Source organism: Micromonospora sp. WMMD956, assembly GCF_029626125.1.
In the GTDB taxonomy this organism is placed as follows: domain Bacteria; phylum Actinomycetota; class Actinomycetes; order Mycobacteriales; family Micromonosporaceae; genus Micromonospora; species Micromonospora carbonacea.
Window position 1 is genome coordinate 4753911 of the sequence record NZ_JARUBI010000005.1, and the last position, 16167, is coordinate 4770077.

At 73.0% G+C, this 16167-nt stretch carries 14 protein-coding genes; 6 read left to right on the forward strand and 8 right to left on the reverse strand.

Going from position 1 to position 16167, the window contains the following annotated elements; all coding sequences use genetic code 11:
* Positions 1 to 356 precede the first annotated feature (356 nt).
* Positions 357 to 2123, forward strand: coding sequence for a ribonuclease Y (gene rny, locus O7628_RS21510; protein WP_074473942.1), 1767 nt, complete (start codon positions 357 to 359; stop codon positions 2121 to 2123).
* 99 nt (positions 2124 to 2222) lie between these two features.
* Here the strand turns inward: rny and O7628_RS21515 are convergent, their stop codons facing one another.
* From O7628_RS21515 to O7628_RS21530, 4 genes are all read right to left on the reverse strand, one after another.
* The gene (locus O7628_RS21515) at positions 2223 to 3095 is read right to left on the reverse strand and encodes an amino acid ABC transporter permease (protein ID WP_278133122.1); all 873 of its coding nucleotides are present in this window, start codon (positions 3093 to 3095) and stop codon (positions 2223 to 2225) included.
* Entirely contained in the window at positions 3092 to 3748 is a 657-nt protein-coding gene (locus O7628_RS21520; RefSeq protein ID WP_278133123.1) for an amino acid ABC transporter permease, read from the reverse strand. Before O7628_RS21520 ends, O7628_RS21515 begins: the two co-directional genes overlap by 4 nt.
* A gap of 77 nt (positions 3749 to 3825) precedes the next feature.
* On the reverse strand, positions 3826 to 4761 hold the full coding sequence (locus O7628_RS21525; RefSeq protein WP_278133125.1) for a glutamate ABC transporter substrate-binding protein: 936 nt from the start codon (positions 4759 to 4761) through the stop codon (positions 3826 to 3828).
* A 58-nt stretch (positions 4762 to 4819) separates the two neighbouring features.
* Entirely contained in the window at positions 4820 to 5575 is a 756-nt protein-coding gene (locus O7628_RS21530; RefSeq protein ID WP_074473945.1) for an amino acid ABC transporter ATP-binding protein, read from the reverse strand.
* A 194-nt stretch (positions 5576 to 5769) separates the two neighbouring features.
* Here O7628_RS21530 and selD point away from each other — a divergent pair, with 194 nt between their 5' ends.
* On the forward strand, positions 5770 to 6759 hold the full coding sequence (gene selD / locus O7628_RS21535) for a selenide, water dikinase SelD (RefSeq protein ID WP_278133126.1): 990 nt from the start codon (positions 5770 to 5772) through the stop codon (positions 6757 to 6759).
* A 217-nt stretch (positions 6760 to 6976) separates the two neighbouring features.
* A complete protein-coding gene (locus O7628_RS21540; protein ID WP_074473947.1) occupies positions 6977 to 7456 on the forward strand; it encodes a hypothetical protein in 480 nt (159 codons plus the stop codon).
* Between the two features lie 189 nt (positions 7457 to 7645).
* On the opposite strand, the gene O7628_RS21545 is transcribed toward O7628_RS21540, so the two are convergent.
* Positions 7646 to 7882 (reverse strand): DUF2277 family protein, encoded by a 237-nt coding sequence (locus tag O7628_RS21545; RefSeq protein ID WP_074473948.1) that lies wholly within the window; start codon positions 7880 to 7882, stop codon positions 7646 to 7648.
* A 52-nt stretch (positions 7883 to 7934) separates the two neighbouring features.
* On the opposite strand from O7628_RS21545, the gene miaB reads away from it, so the two are divergent.
* Positions 7935 to 9506, forward strand: coding sequence for a tRNA (N6-isopentenyl adenosine(37)-C2)-methylthiotransferase MiaB (gene miaB / locus O7628_RS21550; RefSeq protein WP_278133129.1), 1572 nt, complete (start codon positions 7935 to 7937; stop codon positions 9504 to 9506).
* A 49-nt stretch (positions 9507 to 9555) separates the two neighbouring features.
* On the opposite strand, the gene O7628_RS21555 is transcribed toward miaB, so the two are convergent.
* The 3 genes from O7628_RS21555 to O7628_RS21565 all read right to left on the reverse strand — a co-directional run bounded on the left by O7628_RS21555 (position 9556) and on the right by O7628_RS21565 (position 14237).
* Positions 9556 to 10521, reverse strand: a complete 966-nt coding sequence (locus O7628_RS21555; protein WP_278133131.1) for a right-handed parallel beta-helix repeat-containing protein — start codon at positions 10519 to 10521, stop codon at positions 9556 to 9558.
* Between the two features lie 300 nt (positions 10522 to 10821).
* Positions 10822 to 12471, reverse strand: a complete 1650-nt coding sequence (locus tag O7628_RS21560) for a cellulase family glycosylhydrolase (protein WP_178063909.1) — start codon at positions 12469 to 12471, stop codon at positions 10822 to 10824.
* 557 nt (positions 12472 to 13028) lie between these two features.
* A complete protein-coding gene (locus O7628_RS21565; protein WP_074473951.1) occupies positions 13029 to 14237 on the reverse strand; it encodes a DUF349 domain-containing protein in 1209 nt (402 codons plus the stop codon).
* A gap of 152 nt (positions 14238 to 14389) precedes the next feature.
* Between O7628_RS21565 and O7628_RS21570 the strand changes: the two genes are divergently transcribed.
* Entirely contained in the window at positions 14390 to 15184 is a 795-nt protein-coding gene (locus tag O7628_RS21570; RefSeq protein WP_278133134.1) for a hypothetical protein, read from the forward strand.
* The gene (gene miaA / locus O7628_RS21575) at positions 15181 to 16164 is read left to right on the forward strand and encodes a tRNA (adenosine(37)-N6)-dimethylallyltransferase MiaA (RefSeq protein WP_278133136.1); all 984 of its coding nucleotides are present in this window, start codon (positions 15181 to 15183) and stop codon (positions 16162 to 16164) included. Before O7628_RS21570 ends, miaA begins: the two co-directional genes overlap by 4 nt.
* Positions 16165 to 16167 lie beyond the last annotated feature (3 nt).

The following is a 16167-nucleotide window of genomic DNA, read 5'->3' on the forward strand; positions in this document are numbered from 1 at the left end:
ACAACTGCACCCGGCCGTCGGCGATGCCCCGTGGGCACCGCCGGCGGAAAGCTATCCACGGCCAGTCGCTCAGGTCGGGCGTCTCAGAGCCGCAGCGCACGTGCCCACCCGGCACGCTCACTGCGGTGCCGACGTTCAGGGGAGGCGGCCATGGCGGGGCGGCAGAGGTCCACGGGTGGTCCCGGCAGGGCGGCGGTCGGCGACGGCGCACGCCGCAGTGCGCGGGCGGCAGACGACAGTGGTCCGCAGGCGTCGGCCGGCAGGCGGGTTGCGGCCGGCGACAGCGGCAGGCCGGCGGCGGCCGGCAACGGCGCACGGGCGGCGGCGCGGTGCCGGTCCGGCGCGGAGACGCGGCCGTGAACGCCTTCGACGCCGTCCTCCTCGGGGTGGTGCTCGTCCTCGTCCTGGTCGTGGTCGGCGCGGTGCTGGTGGGCGTGCGGACGATGCGCCGGCTCAGCGCGGCGCCCCGCCCGGAGGACCCGGCCTACATCGCCGAGAAGGACCGCCAGGAGCAGTCGCTGGCCGCCCTGCGCACCGCCGCCGACGAGGTGAACAGCACCATCGACGTGGCCAAGTCAGCCGCGTCGGCGGCGCGCGCCGAGGCCGCCGCCGCGAAGGCCGAGGCGAAGGCGGCCCGGGCCGAGGCCCGTCGGGTGCTCGACGACGCCCGCGCGGAGGCCGACACCGTCCTGGAGCGGGCCCACAAGCAGGCCGAGGCCGACGCCGAGCAGCTGCGCACGGCGGCCCGCCGCAGCGGGGAACGCGAGGTCGCGGTGCTCGCCGCGACCACCCGGGAGCAGGCCGCCGAGGTGGAGCGGCGGGCCGCCCGGATGGACGAGCGGGAGCGGCTGCACACCGAGGAGGTGGAGCGGCTGGCCGACCGGGAGCGGCAGCTCACCGCCGCCAGCGCCGCGCTCGCCGCCCGCGAGTCCGCGCTGGCCGAGCGCGAGCAGGCCGTCGCCGAGGCCGAGGAGCAGCGCCGCCGCGAGTTGGAGCGCGTCGCCGGGCTGACCGCCGACGCCGCCCGCGCCGAGCTGATCGAGGTGATCGAGACCCAGGCGAAGCGGGAGGCCGCGCTGCTGGTGCGGGACATCGAGTCCGACGCCCGCAACACCGCCGAGCAGCGCGCCCGGCACATCGTGGTGGACGCCATCCAGCGGGTGGCCAGCGAGCAGACCGCGGAGAGCGTGGTCAGCGTCCTGCACCTGCCCGGTGACGAGATGAAGGGGCGGATCATCGGCCGGGAGGGGCGCAACATCCGCGCCTTCGAGTCGGTCACCGGGGTCAACCTGATCATCGACGACACCCCGGAGGCCGTGCTGCTGTCCTGCTTCGACCCGGTCCGCCGCGAGGTCGGCCGGTTGACGCTGGAGAAGCTCGTGCTCGACGGCCGGATCCACCCGCACCGGATCGAGGAGGTCTACGACCTGGCCCGGCAGGAGGTGGAGCAGCTCTGCCACCGGGCCGCCGAGGACGCCCTCGTCGAGGTCGGCATCACCGAGATCCACCCCGAGCTGGTGAGCCTGCTCGGGCGGCTGCGCTACCGCACCTCCTACGGGCAGAACGTGCTCAAGCACCTCGTGGAGACCGCGCACATCGCCGGGATCATGGCCGCCGAACTGCGGCTGGACGTGCCGACCATCAAGCGGTCGGCGTTCCTGCACGACATCGGCAAGGCGCTCACCCACGAGGTCGAGGGCAGCCACGCCATCATCGGCGCTGACCTGGCCCGCAAGTACGGCGAGAGCGAGGACGTCGTCCACGCGATCGAGGCGCACCACAACGAGGTGCCGCCGCAGACCATCGAGGCCGTGCTCACCCAGGCGTCCGACGCCTGCTCCGGCGGGCGGCCGGGGGCGCGGCGGGAGAGCCTTGAGGCGTACGTCAAGCGGCTGGAGCGGATCGAGGAGATCGCGGCCGGGAAGCTCGGCGTGGAGAAGGTCTTCGCCATGCAGGCGGGCCGGGAGATCCGGGTGATGGTCAAGCCCGACGACGTCGACGACATCGGCGCGGCGGTCCTGGCCCGGGACGTGGCCAAGCAGATCGAGGAGGAGCTGACCTACCCGGGGCAGATCCGGGTGACTGTGGTCCGCGAGTCCCGGGTCACCGAGATCGCCCGCTGACAGCCACTCCCAACACTCGCCACCGCGCCGGAATGCTGAGGCGGTGTCCCAGCGCTGGGACACCGCCACACCGGCGAAACGGGGTGAATCAGGGTGGGGTCAGACCATGCGGGCGGCGTCCTCGCCGGCGTCCTGGGCTGGTAGCACCTTCGCGGCTGTGCGCGGCATCCGCCCCAGCCGCTTCTGTAGCCACCACGCGAAGATCGACAGCAGCCCGCAGATGGCGATGTAGATCACCGCGACGATCAGGTACGTCGGCACGTAGGGCAGCCCGAACGCCAGCCGGCCGCCGATCTGCTTGCCGACGAAGAGCAGCTCCGGGTAGGTGATGATGAACCCGAGCGCGGTGTCCTTGAGCAGCACGACGAGCTGGCTGACGATCGCCGGCAGCATCGACCGGAACGCCTGCGGCAGCAGGATCAGCCGCAGCACCTGGTTCTTGCGCAGGCCGATCGCGTACGCGCCCTCGGTCTGGCCGTACGGCACGGCGTTGATGCCGGCCCGGAAGATCTCCGCCAGCACCGAGCCGTTGTAGAGCATGAGGCCGATGACCAGCGCCCACAGCTTGTCGATCGACCAGCCGTACTGCAACGGCACGTAGTACCCGAAGAAGATCAGGATCAGCAGTGGGACGGCACGGAACAGCTCGACCACGAAGCTGGCCGGGGCCCGCAGCACCCACTTGTCGCTGAGCCGGGCGCTGGCGAAGACCGCGCCGAACAGCAGGGCCAGCACGGCGGCGATGCCGGCGGCCTTGAGGGTGGCCCACAGCCCGGCGAGGAGCTCGCGCTGCACGGCAGCATATTCGAACTGCTCCCACTTGCGGGCCTCGAACTGGCCCGTCTCGTAGAACTTCCAGCCGACGAAGGCGAGCAGCGCGACGATGCCGGCGATCGAGACGACGCCGAGGATCGCGTTGCGTCGACGGGCCTTAGGGCCGGGCAGGTCGTAGAGAACCGAGGCCTGACTCACCGGGCGACCCTCCACTTGCGCTCGAGAAACCGCTGGAGCGCCACCAGCGGCAGGATCAGGATGAGGAAGCCGATGGTGATCCAGAGCAGCACGGCGAACTGGGGCTCGCCGCGCTCGGCCATGTAGGCCGGGATCGCGCCCGCCTCCAGCACCGAGAAGCCGGCGGCGATCGTGGTGTTCTTCAGCATCGCGATGAACACGCTCATCATCGGCGGCACCATCGCCCGCAGCGCCTGCGGCAGCACGATCAGGGTCAGCACCTGGGCGAAGGTCATGCCCAGCGCGCGGGCGGCCTCGGCCTGCCCGGTGCCGACCGTGTTGACGCCGGAGCGGATCACCTCGCAGACGAACGCCGCGGTGTAGACGGTCAGCGCGATGCAGGCGCTGGGAAAGTAGTCGATGTTCACGTCCAGCTTCGGCACGGCGAAGACCAGGAACGCGAAGACCAGGGTCAACGGGGTGTTGCGGACGATGTTGACGTACGTCGCGCCGAAGGCCCGTAGCGCCGGCACGGGGGAGACCCGCATCGCGCCGAGGAGGGTGCCGAGGACGAGGCTGCCGACCGCGGCGATCAGGAACAGCTGAACGGTGTTGGTGAACCCTTCCCGGTACAGGGTCCAGTTGTCCGTCAGGACACGGAGGAACTCGCCCATGCCTCGCTCTCAGTCCTCGGGCGGGTGCCGGGCGGGAGAACCCCCGCCCGGCACCACGTCACGTGGTGAACCGACGGTCAGTAGCGCTCGAGCGCCGGCGGGCTGCCCGCCGAACCCGACTTGCCCAGCGTGCCGTCGTAGATCTTCTGCCAGGTGCCGTCCTTGGCCGCGGCCTCGATCTGGTCGTTGACGTAGTCGCGCAGGGCCTTGTCGTCCTTGGGCAGGCCGATGCCGTACTTCTCGGTGCTGAACGGCTGGCCGACGACCTTGAGCTCGTCGGGGTTCTGCGCGGCGTAGCCCTTGAGGATGGCGTCGTCGGTGGTGACGGCGTCGACCTTCTTGTCGAGCAGCTGCGACACGCACTCGGAGTAGGTCTTGAACTCGACGATGTTCTCCGGCTCGGTCAGGCCCTCGTCGCGGACCTTCTGGATCGGGGTGGAGCCGGTGGCCGAGCAGACCTTCTTGCCCTTGAGGGTGTCCTTGCCGGTGATCGCCGTCTCGTCCTTGCGGACCAGCAGGTCCTGGCCGGCGACGAAGTACGGGCCGGCGAAGGAGATGTCGTTCTTGCGCTTGTCGGTGATCGAGTAGGTGCCGACGTAGTAGTCGATCTCACCGCCCTTGATCGCCGTCTCCCGGTTGGCCGACGCGATCTCCTTGTACTCGATCTTCGCCGGGTCCACGCCGAGGGTGCTGGCGACGTACTGGGCGATCTCGATGTCGAAGCCGCACCGCTTGCCCTGGGCGTCCTTGTAGCCGAGGTTCGGCTGGTCGAACTTGACGCCCACGGTGACCGTGCCGGCAGACTTGATCTTTTCGAACGTCGGGCTGCCCGCGACGTTGGCGTCCGCCTTCGGGGTGAAGGTCGCGCCCGAGGTCGTGCAGGCGTCACCCTGGGCGCCACCGGAGGCGTTGCCGCCGCTGCTCGGTGCCGGGGTGCCCTCCTTGCCGCAGGCCGCAGCCGACAGGGCGAGTGAGGCCATCATGGCGACCGCCGCCACGCGCTTCATACGCATACTTCTCTCCTTCTTCGACGGAGCCCGCCGGGGGACGACGCGCTCCACGGACGGACGCCTAGTGCGTCAGGATCTTCGACAGGAAGTCCTTGGCGCGCTCGCTGCGCGGGTTGGCGAAGAACTCGGCCGGGGGAGCGTCCTCGACGAGTTGGCCGTCGGCCATGAAGATGACCCGGTTGGCCGCGTGCCGGGCGAAGCCCATCTCGTGGGTGACCACGACCATGGTCATGCCGTCGCGGGCCAGGGAGGTCATCACCTCCAGCACCTCGCCGACCATCTCCGGGTCGAGCGCGCTGGTCGGCTCGTCGAAGAGCATCGCCTTGGGCTGCATCGCCAGCGCGCGGGCGATCGCGGCCCGCTGCTGCTGGCCGCCGGAGAGCTGGGCGGGATACTTGTCGGCCTGGTTGGCGATGCCGACCCGGTCCAGCAGGGCCAGCCCGCGCTCGCGCGCGGCGGCCGGCTTCTCCTTGCGGACCTTGACGGGGCCGAGCGTGACGTTCTCCAGGATCGTCTTGTGCGCGAAGAGGTTGAACGACTGGAACACCATGCCGACCTCGCTGCGCAGCCGGGCCAGCGCCCTGCCCTCGGCGGGCAGCGGGGTGCCGTCGAAGGTGATCGTGCCGGAGCTGATCGGCTCCAGCCGGTTGATCGCCCGGCACAGCGTCGACTTGCCCGAGCCCGACGGGCCGATCACGACGACGACCTCGCCCCGGCCGACCGAGAGCGAGACGTCCTGCAGCACGTGCAGCGGCCCGAAGTGCTTGTTGACCCCGTCCAGCACGATGAGCGGTTCGCCCGTCGTCACGTCGTCCACCGTCCCTGTCGTCACGTACGTCCGAGTCGGATGACCCCCGGTCCGGCCACTGTAGGCGGGTCGACATGGCGGATCGCCACTCATCTGGTCACGGTGCGGTAACACCGGTAACGATCCGCACCGGGAGTCAGGTATCCGTCCCCGACCGGCCCGTCCGGGTGGCGGCGGGGCCGGCTGGAAGCGATCATGAGGGGATGACCGAGCCGGTGCGACTGACCGACTACGCCCGTGGCGGCGGCTGCGCGTGCAAGATCCCGCCCGGCGAGCTGGAGGCGATGGTCGCCGGCCTCGGCCCGTCCGCCGGCGCGGCCGAGCTGCTGGTCGGCCTGGAGAACGGCGACGACGCCGCGGTGGTCCGCCTCGACGAGCGCACCGGCCTGGTCAGCACCGCCGACTTCTTCACCCCGGTCGTCGACGACGCCTACGACTGGGGCCGCATCGCCGCCGCCAACGCGCTCTCCGACGTGTACGCCATGGGCGGCACCCCGCTCGTCGCGCTCAACCTGCTCTGCTGGCCCCGCGAGCGGCTGCCGCTGGAGCTGGCCCGGGAGGTGCTGCGCGGCGGTCAGGACGTGGCCCGGGAGGCCGGCTGCCACCTGGCCGGCGGGCACAGCGTCGACGACGACGGCCCGAAGTACGGGCTGGCGGTCACCGGCGTGGTCCGGCCCGACGAGCTGATCACCCTCGACGCCGGGCGGGCCGGGCTGCCGCTGTCGCTGACCAAGCCGCTCGGCGTCGGGGTGCTCAACACCCGGCACAAGGCCACCGGCGAGCGGTTCGCCGAGGCGGTCGCCTCGATGGCGGCGCTGAACCGGGACGCCGCGCGGGCGGCGGTCGCCGCCGGCGTCCGGTGCGGCACCGACGTGACCGGGTTCGGGCTGCTCGGGCACGCCTCCAAGCTGGCCCGGGCGAGCCGGCTCACGGTGGCGATCGACGCGGCCCGGGTGCCCTACCTGCCGGGCGCGCGGGAGGCGCTGCGCGACGGGTACGTCAGCGGCGGCACCCGGCGCAACCTGGACTGGGTGACGCCCTGGACCGACTTCGGCGGCGTCGACGAGGCGGAGCGGCTGCTGCTGGCCGACGCGCAGACCTCGGGCGGGCTGCTGGTCGCCGGGGAGCTGCCGGGGGCCCCGGTGGTCGGGGAGCTGCTGCCGCGTGGCGAGCACCTGCTGGTCGTGCGCTGATCTCGGCTCGCCCGCGCGGCCTGCGGGCTTTCCGGCCTGCGCACCATAGCCGATAAACTGTCGTCTTTCCGCCACTGTCCGCGACCGCGGCGTAGGAAATTTTGCCCGGAATGGTCACAGACCGGTAACTTGCCCCCGGCTGCGGTCAAATGCCCCCCACCATCGTCAGTAAGGCCCGATCCGGAGGCTGGTGGGACGAACGCAGCGAGGAGGCGGCGTGACCGAGCTGTGGAACTGGAGAATCGACGGGGCACCCCCGGTGGAGGTGTACCCGGCGTTGGCCGAGGCCCTGGGGCGGGTGGTGATGCCGCTCGCGGTGGCCGACCCGGCCCGGCTGCCGACGTACGCGGTGATCTGCGACGTCTGGGAGGCGCCGGGGGTGTTCGGCACCATGGTGGACTGCTACGGGGTGCCCGAGAGCCTGACGGAGCTGCCCTGCGTCGCCGCGCTGGCCCGGCTGCTCGGCCGCAACTGCGTGCTGCGCGACGACACCCTCGACGCCGGCCGGCACCTGCTGGTCGCGCCGGACGGCACGATCCGGCCGGTGCACTTCGACGTGCGGGAGACCGACGACGGCGAGGTGCTCAGCGGCCAGCGGCTGTGCACCGTGGCCCACCCCGGCTGCCGGGGCTGGTCGCGCTGCCACCGGTCGAGGTGGGCCCCGGACTCGGTCTTCCCGGCCCTCGCCGCGGCCTGACCGCCCGGGGCCGGCCGCCCGGAGCCCCGGGCGCTGCCCCGGCGGCCCCGGCCCGGTCCGGCTCGGCCCCTGTGCGGTTCGGCCCCGGCCCAGCCCCGGCCCGGTCCCGTGGCTCGCCCGGCCCGGCCCGGTCCGGCCCCGGTGGCCCGGGCACGGCGCTTGCCGGCCCGGGACCGCGGCAGCCCCGGCTCAGCCCTCGGCGGCCGGGCGCTGCGGGGTGCCGCCGCGCACCACGAGCTGGTCCAGCAGCGTCGCGGTGGCCTCGGCGACGGCGGCCACGGCCGCGTCGAACGCCGCCGCGTTGTGCGCGGCCGGCGCGCGGAACCCGGAGATCTTCCGGACGTACTGCAACGCCGCCGCCTCGATGTCGGCCCGGCTCACCTCCGGCACGTACGGCTCACGCAGGGTCTTGATGCTGCGGCACACGGCTCCTCCTCGTTCGGGTTCTGTCGGCTCGTGCGGATACGCTGTGCGGGTCATGACTACCGCAGCCGCGGGCAGCCCGCGCACCTACCAGGTGCGCACGTACGGCTGCCAGATGAACGTGCACGACTCCGAGCGCATTTCCGGCCTGCTGGAACAGGCGGGTTACGTGCGCGCCGTCGAGGCCGACGGCGAGCCCGACGTGGTGGTGTTCAACACCTGCGCCGTCCGGGAGAACGCCGACAACCGGCTCTACGGCAACCTGGGTCACCTGCGCCCCGTGAAGGACAAGCACCCCGGGATGCAGATCGCCGTCGGTGGCTGCCTCGCCCAGAAGGACCGCGGCGACATCGTCCGCAAGGCGCCCTGGGTGGACGTGGTGTTCGGCACGCACAACATCGGGTCGCTGCCGGCGCTGCTGGAGCGGGCCCGGCACAACGCCGCCGCCGAGGTGGAGATCCTGGAGTCGCTCGACGTCTTCCCGTCGACGCTGCCGACCCGGCGCGAGTCGACGTACGCCGGCTGGGTGTCGATCTCGGTCGGCTGCAACAACACCTGCACGTTCTGCATCGTGCCGTCCCTGCGCGGCAAGGAGAAGGACCGCCGCCCGGGCGACGTCCTCGCCGAGGTCCGCGCCCTGGTCGACTCGGGCGTGCTGGAGGTGACGCTGCTCGGGCAGAACGTCAACTCCTACGGCGTCGAGTTCGGCGACCGCTACGCGTTCGGCAAGCTGCTGCGCGCCTGCGGCGAGATCGACGGGCTGGAGCGGGTCCGGTTCACCAGCCCGCACCCGAAGGACTTCACCGACGACGTGATCGCCGCGATGGCCGAGACCCCGAACGTCTGCCACTCGCTGCACATGCCGTTGCAGTCCGGCTCCGACGACGTGCTGAAGGCGATGCGCCGGTCCTACCGGTCGGAGAAGTACCTGGGGATCATCGAGCGGGTCCGGGCGGCGATGCCCGACGCGGCGATCACCACCGACATCATCGTCGGCTTCCCCGGCGAGACCGAGGCCGACTTCCAGCGCACCCTGGACGTGGTCCGCGAGGCCCGGTTCGCCTCGGCGTTCACGTTCCAGTATTCCAAGCGCCCCGGCACGCCGGCCGCGACGATGCCCGACCAGCTGCCCAAGCAGGTGGTGCAGGAGCGCTACGAGCGGCTGATCGCGACGGTGGAGGAGATCACCTGGGCGGAGAACCGCAAGCTGGTGGGGCAGCCCGTCGAGGTGCTGGTCGCCGTCGGCGAGGGGCGCAAGGACGAGCGCACGGGCCGGATGTCGGGCCGGGCCCGCGACGGCCGCCTGGTCCACTTCGCGACTGGCGGGCACGGCGCGACGGGCGCGAACGGCGGGCACGGCGCGACGGGCGTGAACGGCCAGCACGGCGAGGCCGGGTCGCTCGCCGGCCGGATCCGCCCTGGCGACATCGTGCACACCACGGTCACCTACGCCGCCCCGCACCACCTCAACGCCGACGGGGCGCCGCTGGCGCACCGGCGCACCCGGGCCGGCGACGCCGCCGAGGCCGGCCGCGCCCCGCGTACCCCCGGGGTGTTGCTCGGGCTGCCCACGGTCGGCGCGCCGGCCGCGACGCCCGCGCCGGCGACCGGCTGCGCGGCGCACTGACGCGATCGGGGCCCGCCGCGCCGGCGGGCCCCGACCAGGTCGCGCGGGGTCAGACCGAGATCCGACCCGCGCCCGCGCCGCCCGTCACGATCGACTTGACGCTGCTCGCGCTGTCGAGGGTGTACGAGTACGGGATGCTCTTCACGCTGCCGCCGGCCTGGCCGCTGCCGGAGCTGACGAAGTAGTTGTTCCGGGCGACCAGGGTGCCGGGCCCGGAGCTGCCCTCGCCGAGGTGGAACGGGTCGCTGACGCTCTCGAAGTAGTTGCCCTCGACGAGCACGCCGGCGCTCATGGTGGAGGCCACGCCGTAGCCGCTGTTGCGGTAGTAGTAGTTGTTGTAGACGTGCACCGGGTTGCCGAAGCGGACCCGGGGGTGCCGCTGGGTGCTCGCGTCGAACCAGTTGTGGTGGTAGGTCACCCGCAGGTGGCCGGTGTCCTGGCTGGCGTTGTCGTCGCTGTGGCCGAGCAGCATCGACTTGTCGTGGCTGTAGACCCGGTTCCACGACACGGTGACGAAGTCCGAGCCGCGCTTGATGTCGACCGCGCCGTCGTAGCCGCCGGTGAAGGTGTTGTGGTCGACCCAGATGTTGGTCGCCGACTCCTGCACGTTGATCGCGTCGTCGTTCCAGCTCTTGAACGTGATGTTGCGGATGATCACGTTGCGGTCGCCGCTGATGTTGAAGCCGCAGCCGCTGATGGTCGCGCCCGGGTTGCCGAGGATGGTCTTGTTGGACCGGACCCGCAGCATGCCGGAGCAGGAGATGGTGCCGGAGACCCGGATCACCGCCGCGCTGCTGGACCCGACGGCGGTGGTCAGCGCGGAGGCGCTGGTGACCGTGGTGGCCGGGGTGCTGCCGCCGCCCGTGGTGCCCCCGTTTTGGGTGGCCCAGCCGACCAGGTCGGTGGGTCCGGCCGAGGCCGGGGCGGTGGCGACGGTGAGGGCTCCGGCGACGAGGGCGGAGGCGGTGGCGGCTGCGGCGAGCAGCGTGGTGCGACGTCGTGCCGTGATGCGCATGTGCTTCCCTTCGGTGGTCGCGGGGGCGCGGACCGATCGGCCGATCGCTGACGCCGGTGCCCGGTCGTGGCGTCTGGGTCGGCCGGAGACGGTGGTCCGGGTCCCCGCCGGTGTGGACTGTCCTGGGGTGAGAAGCGGCTCCCGTGCTGGCGTGCCGACTACTCAGGCAAGCGCTTTCCCGATGTAAACACAGATATCGATCGATGTAAACCCTTTGCGCCGACCGTCCCGACCTGTACGAAGATCAGCGGCCGGCACCCGGGTCGGGTGCCGGCCGCCGTCATTCGGTGGCGCGCAGCGTCAGCAGGCGACGCCGTTCAGCTTGACCGTGCCGGGCGTCGCGGCGGACCCGTTGGCGGTGAAGCCGACGGTCACCGACGCGCCCGCCGCGAGCGAGGCGGACCAGGCCGGCGCGGCGGCCGTCACCGTCGTGCCGGACTGGGTCACGGTGGCGTTCCAGCCGCTGACCAGCGTGACCCCGGCCGGCCAGTTCCAGGTCACCGACCACGGGTTGACCGCCGACGAGCCGCCGTTCTTCACGGTCAGCTCGCCCTGGAAGCCGCCCGCCCACGAGCTGACCTGCTGGTAGGTGGCGGTGCAGCCGCCGGCCGGCGGCGGCGTGGTGGTCGGCGGCGGGGTGGAGGTCGGCGTGGGCGTGGGGGTGCCGGTCGGCGTCCCCGTCGGGCTTCCGGTCGGCGTCGGATCGGTCCCGCCACCCACCGGCGCGATCAGGTACGGCTGGAGGATCGCCTGCTTCGCCGTGTTGACGTTGGTCCAGTCGTCCAGCGCGATGCCGCCGGTGTCACCCGAGTTCGGGTTCCACGACCAGTAGGTGAACGACATGCCGTTGACCCCGGTGCCGGTGTACGCCATCAGGTTCTCCAGCCACACCTTGTCGCGCGGGTCGGCCAGGGTGCTGCCGAACTCGCCCATCATGATCGGGGCGATGTTCTGCTTGTAGAGGTATCCCCAGTACTTGTCCCAGATCGCCGGCAGGTTCGCCGGGTAGTCCGGCGCCTTGAACCAGTTCTGCTCGTAGACGCTGGTGGCGTACTCGTGCGGGGAGTAGACCAGCCGGTTCGCCACGTTCAGCCGGACGGGGAACTGCCCGGCCTTGGAGAGGTTGCCGCCCCACCAGCCGCAGTCCTCGTCGTTGCTCGGGTCGTTGTCCCAGACGTTCGACAGGCCGCCGCTGGGGCAGCTCACCCCCTCGACGAAGATCAGCCAGTTCGGCTGCACCCCGAGGATCGCGTTGCCGGCCCGCTCGGCCGCCAGCCGCCAGTCCCGCGTCGTGTCCCCGCAGCCCCAGCAGGCGCCGGTGGCCGCCGGGTTGGTGCCCTCGGCGTGCGGCTCGTTGTGCAGGTCCGCCCCGATGACCGTCGGGTTGTTCGCGTACCGCTGGGCCAGCATCTTCCAGTCGTTGATCCAGGTCGCCTCCGACACGGTCGACGTGTACCACAGCGGCGACTGCCCGGCCGCGGTCGGCCGGTGCCGGTCCAGGATGACCCGCATCCCCTTGCTGCCCGCGTAGGCGATGACCTTGTCGAGGATCTGCAACGGCGACAGCCCCACCAGGTCGGGGTTCACGAAGTCGTTGATGCCGCTCGCCGTCGCCCCCGGCTTCAGCGCGTCGTTCGAGTACGGGATGCGCAGCGTGTTGTAGCCGAGGCGGGCCATCGTGTCGAGCTGGCCGCGCCACGGGTTGTTCGACCACAGGCCGTGGAAGGTCTTGTTGTCGGTCTCCATGCCGAACCAGTTGATGCCGGTCAGGCGGACCGTCGCGCCGGTGCTGTCGACGATCTTGCTGCCGTTGGTGTGCAGGTAGCCGGTGCCGGTGCCGCCGGTGGCGGCGGCCGCCGGCGCGGTGCCGACGGCGGCGGCGACGAGGACGCCGGCCGCGGCGGTGGCGAGCGCGGTGAGCGCGCCGCCGAGGGCGGTGGATCTGTGCATGCGGACTCCACTTCGGATGCCCGCCGCCGCATACGACGGCGCGGGCGGAAACCAGGGGGAGGGCCGTCGCCCGGTGCCCGCAGGTCGGCGTGCCGACGGCGCGCCGACCGGGGCGGCAGCCTGCCGACCGGTGACGACGATATGCCGACCGGGAACGCGGAATGCGGATGTGGCGACGACGCGTACGCGACCACTCGCGGTGGACCGGCGACTCCCGACGGCGGTGCCGCCGTCGGTGCCCTCGCGCCGGTGCTGCTGCTTGGCTCCGCCGATGATTGTCATCAGGTTGCCTCGACGCGTCAACCTGGCCGGGCGCGCCGGTCGGATCGCCCGAAGGTCGGTGCCCGCCGCACGATCGTGGATCGAGTGGCATCCGGGCGGCGGCGATGCCACTCGATCCACGATCGAGCACGATCTCGGCGTGGGGCGTGGGGCGTGGGGCGTGGGGCGTGGGGCGCGGGGCGCGGGGCGCGGGGCGGGAGGAGAGGCATCCGGAACCCCGGACAGCCGGAAGCCCCCGGCCCGCGTGGGGGCCGGGGGCTTCCGGGACGGTCAGCTCAGCCGGCCTGCTCCGCGAGCTGGAGGAACTGCCGCTTCGACGCGAGCGCCTGCTCGGCCTCCTTGATCCGCCGGTTGTCCCCGGCGGCCTGGGCCCGGGCCAGCCGCTCCTCGGCCTCGGCCACCTGCGCGCGCATCTGGGCCAGCAGCGGATTGTCCTCCTTGGTGGTCCGCCGCCACGCCGAGTCCATCACCTCGCGGACCTTGTCGTCGACGACCCGCAGCCGCCGCTCCAGCCCGGCGGCGGCCTCCCGCGGCACCCGGCCGGCCTCGTGCCACTGCGCCTGGATCTCGCGCAGCTTGGCCTGGGCGCCCTTCGGGTCGGCGTCGACGTCGAGCGCCTCCGCCTCGGCGAGCAGCGCCTGCTTGCGCTCCAGGTTGGCCCGCTGCTCGTTGTCCCGCGCCGAGAACACCTCGCTGCGCCGGGTGAAGAACGCGTCCTGGGCCGCCCGGAACCGTTCCCAGAGCTTCTGCTCGGCCTCCTTGGCGGCGCGCGGGGCGGCCTTCCACTGGGTCATCAGGTCCTTGAGCTGGTTGGCCGTGGCCGCCCAGTCGGTGGAGTCCCGCAGCTTCTCGGCCTCGGCGACCAGGTCCTCCTTGACCTGCTGCGCCTGCTTGCGCTGCGAGTCGAGGGAGGCGAAGTGGGCGCCCCGGCGGCGGGTGAAGCCGTCCCGGGCGGCGGCGAACCGCTTCCACAGCTCGCCGTCGGCCTTCTTGTCGACGCCCCGGATGGTCTTCCACTCGTCGAGGATCTCCTTGAGCCGGTCCCCGGCGGTCTTCCAGCCGGTCGACTCGGCCGCCAGCTTCTCGGCCTCCTCCACGAGGGCGGTCTTGCGCGCCAGGGCCTCGCCCCGGGCGGCCTCCCGCGCGGCGCGCGCCTCGCCCGCCTTCTCCTCGGCGACCCCGGCGAGCTTGTCCAGCCGCGCCGTCAGGGCGTCGATGTCGCCGACGACGTGCGCCTCGGCCAGCCCGGCGCGGATCCGGCGGATCGTGGTCAACGAGTGTCCGGCGTCCGCCGCGCCCGAGTTGAGCCGTGCCTCGGTCAGGTCCACCTCGGTGACCAGGTCCGCGAAGCGGCGGGCGAAGTGGGCCAGTCCCTCCTCCGGAGCGCCCGCCTGCCAGGATCCGACCACCCGCTCGCCCTCGGCGGTCTTGACGTACACGGTGCCGTCCGCGTCCACCCGTCCGAAGGCCGTCCAGTCGCTCATGTGCCCATCCTCGTTCTCCCGGCGTCGACGGGCCAGGGCCCGCGAGCGCCGCCACGGCGCAGCAAACTTACTCCCGGCATTGTCACAGGTCCGCCCCCGTCCGCGTCGAGCGCCTGTCGTCGACCGTGACCATACGGTGTCCTAGCCCCGCGATGACCGGATCGGCGCGGGGACGCACCGGTGGGTCCCGCTACGGTGAACGGGTGCCCCTGGTCGCCGCCGCCGTCTGCCCCCACCCGCCCCTGATCGTGCCCGAGCTGGCCGGCGCCGCCGCCGCTGAGCTGGCCGAACTCCGCCGCGCCGCCGACGCCGCCGTGGCCCGGCTGCTGGCCTGCGCCCCCGACGGGCTGGTGCTGCTGGGCACCGGGCCGGCGACCGGGTGGATCGCGCCGCCGGCCGTCGGCTCCTTCCGGCCCTGGGGGGTGGACCTGTCCGTCCCGTTCCCGCCGCCCGCCGTCCCGGCCGCCGGCGGCTTCCCGGCGACGACGGATGCGCCCACCCTCCCGCTGAGCCTGGCCGTGGGCGCGTGGCTGCTCGCCCGGCACCGGGTCGGGGCGCCGGTCGACGCCGCCCAGGTGGCCGCCGGGGCGAGCCCCGCCGAGCTGGCCGAGCTGGCCGGGCAGGTGCACCGGCGTCGTCCCCGGGTGGCGCTGCTGGTGCTCGGCGACGGCTCGGCGTGCCACGGCACGAAGGCCCCCGGCTACGCCGACCCGCTCGCGGGAGCGTACGACGACGGGGTCGCCCGGGCCCTGGCCGACGCGGACGCCGAGGCGCTGCTCGGCCTCGACCCGGCCCTGTCGGCGCGGCTGAAGGTCGCCGGGCGCGGGCCCTGGCAGGTGCTGGCCGGCGCGGCCCGGGCGGCGGGCGGCGACTGGCGCGGCGACCTGACCTACCACGACGCGCCCTACGGCGTCGCCTACTTCGTGGCCACCTGGGAGCCGGCGTGACCGCGACCGGGCCCGGCGCCGACGGGCCCGCCGGGTGCGACGCCGGCGCCGGCAGCGCCGGGCCCGCCGGGCGCGGCACCGTCGTCGCCGTCGTCGGGCCCACCGCCGCCGGCAAGTCCGCGCTGAGCATCGCCCTCGCCCACGCCCTCGGCGGCGAGGTGGTCAACGCCGACTCGATGCAGCTCTACCGGGGCATGGACGTCGGCACGGCGAAGCTCACCCCCGTCGAGCGGGACGGTGTGCCGCACCACCTGCTCGACATCTGGCCGGTGACCGAACCGGCCAGCGTCGCGGAATACCAGCGGCTGGCCCGCGCGGCGATCGACGACATCCTGGCCCGGGGCCGGGTGCCGCTGCTGGTCGGCGGCTCCGGGCTGTACGTGCGGGCGGTGCTGGAACGATTCGAGTTTCCCGGCACCGATCCGCAGCTGCGCGCCCGGCTGGAGGCGGAACTGGCGGCCGTCGGCCCCGCCCCCCTGCACGCCCGGCTGCGCGCGGCCGACCCGGCGGCGGCCGAGGGCATCCTGCCCGGCAACGGCCGGCGGATCGTCCGCGCCCTGGAGGTCATCGAGCTGACCGGGGCCCCCTTCACGGCGGCGCTGCCCGAACCCACCCCGTACTACCCGTCGGTGCAGCTCGGCGTCGACCTGGACACCGCGGCGCTCGACGAGCGGATCGCGCTGCGGGTGGACCGGATGTGGGCCGACGGCCTGGTCGACGAGGTCCGGGGCCTGCTCGACCGGGGCCTGCCGGAGGGCCGCACGGCCAGCCGGGCGCTCGGCTACCAGCAGGTGCTGCGCTTCCTCGCCGGCGAGCTGACCGAGGCCGAGGCGCACGACGAGACGATCCGGGCCACCCGGCGGTTCGTCCGCCGGCAGCGCTCCTGGTTCCGCCGCGACCCACGGATCCACTGGCTGGACTCCGCCGACCCGGGGCTGGCCGAGGCGGCGCTGCGTCTCGTCGGCGCGGCTGCGCGATGATGG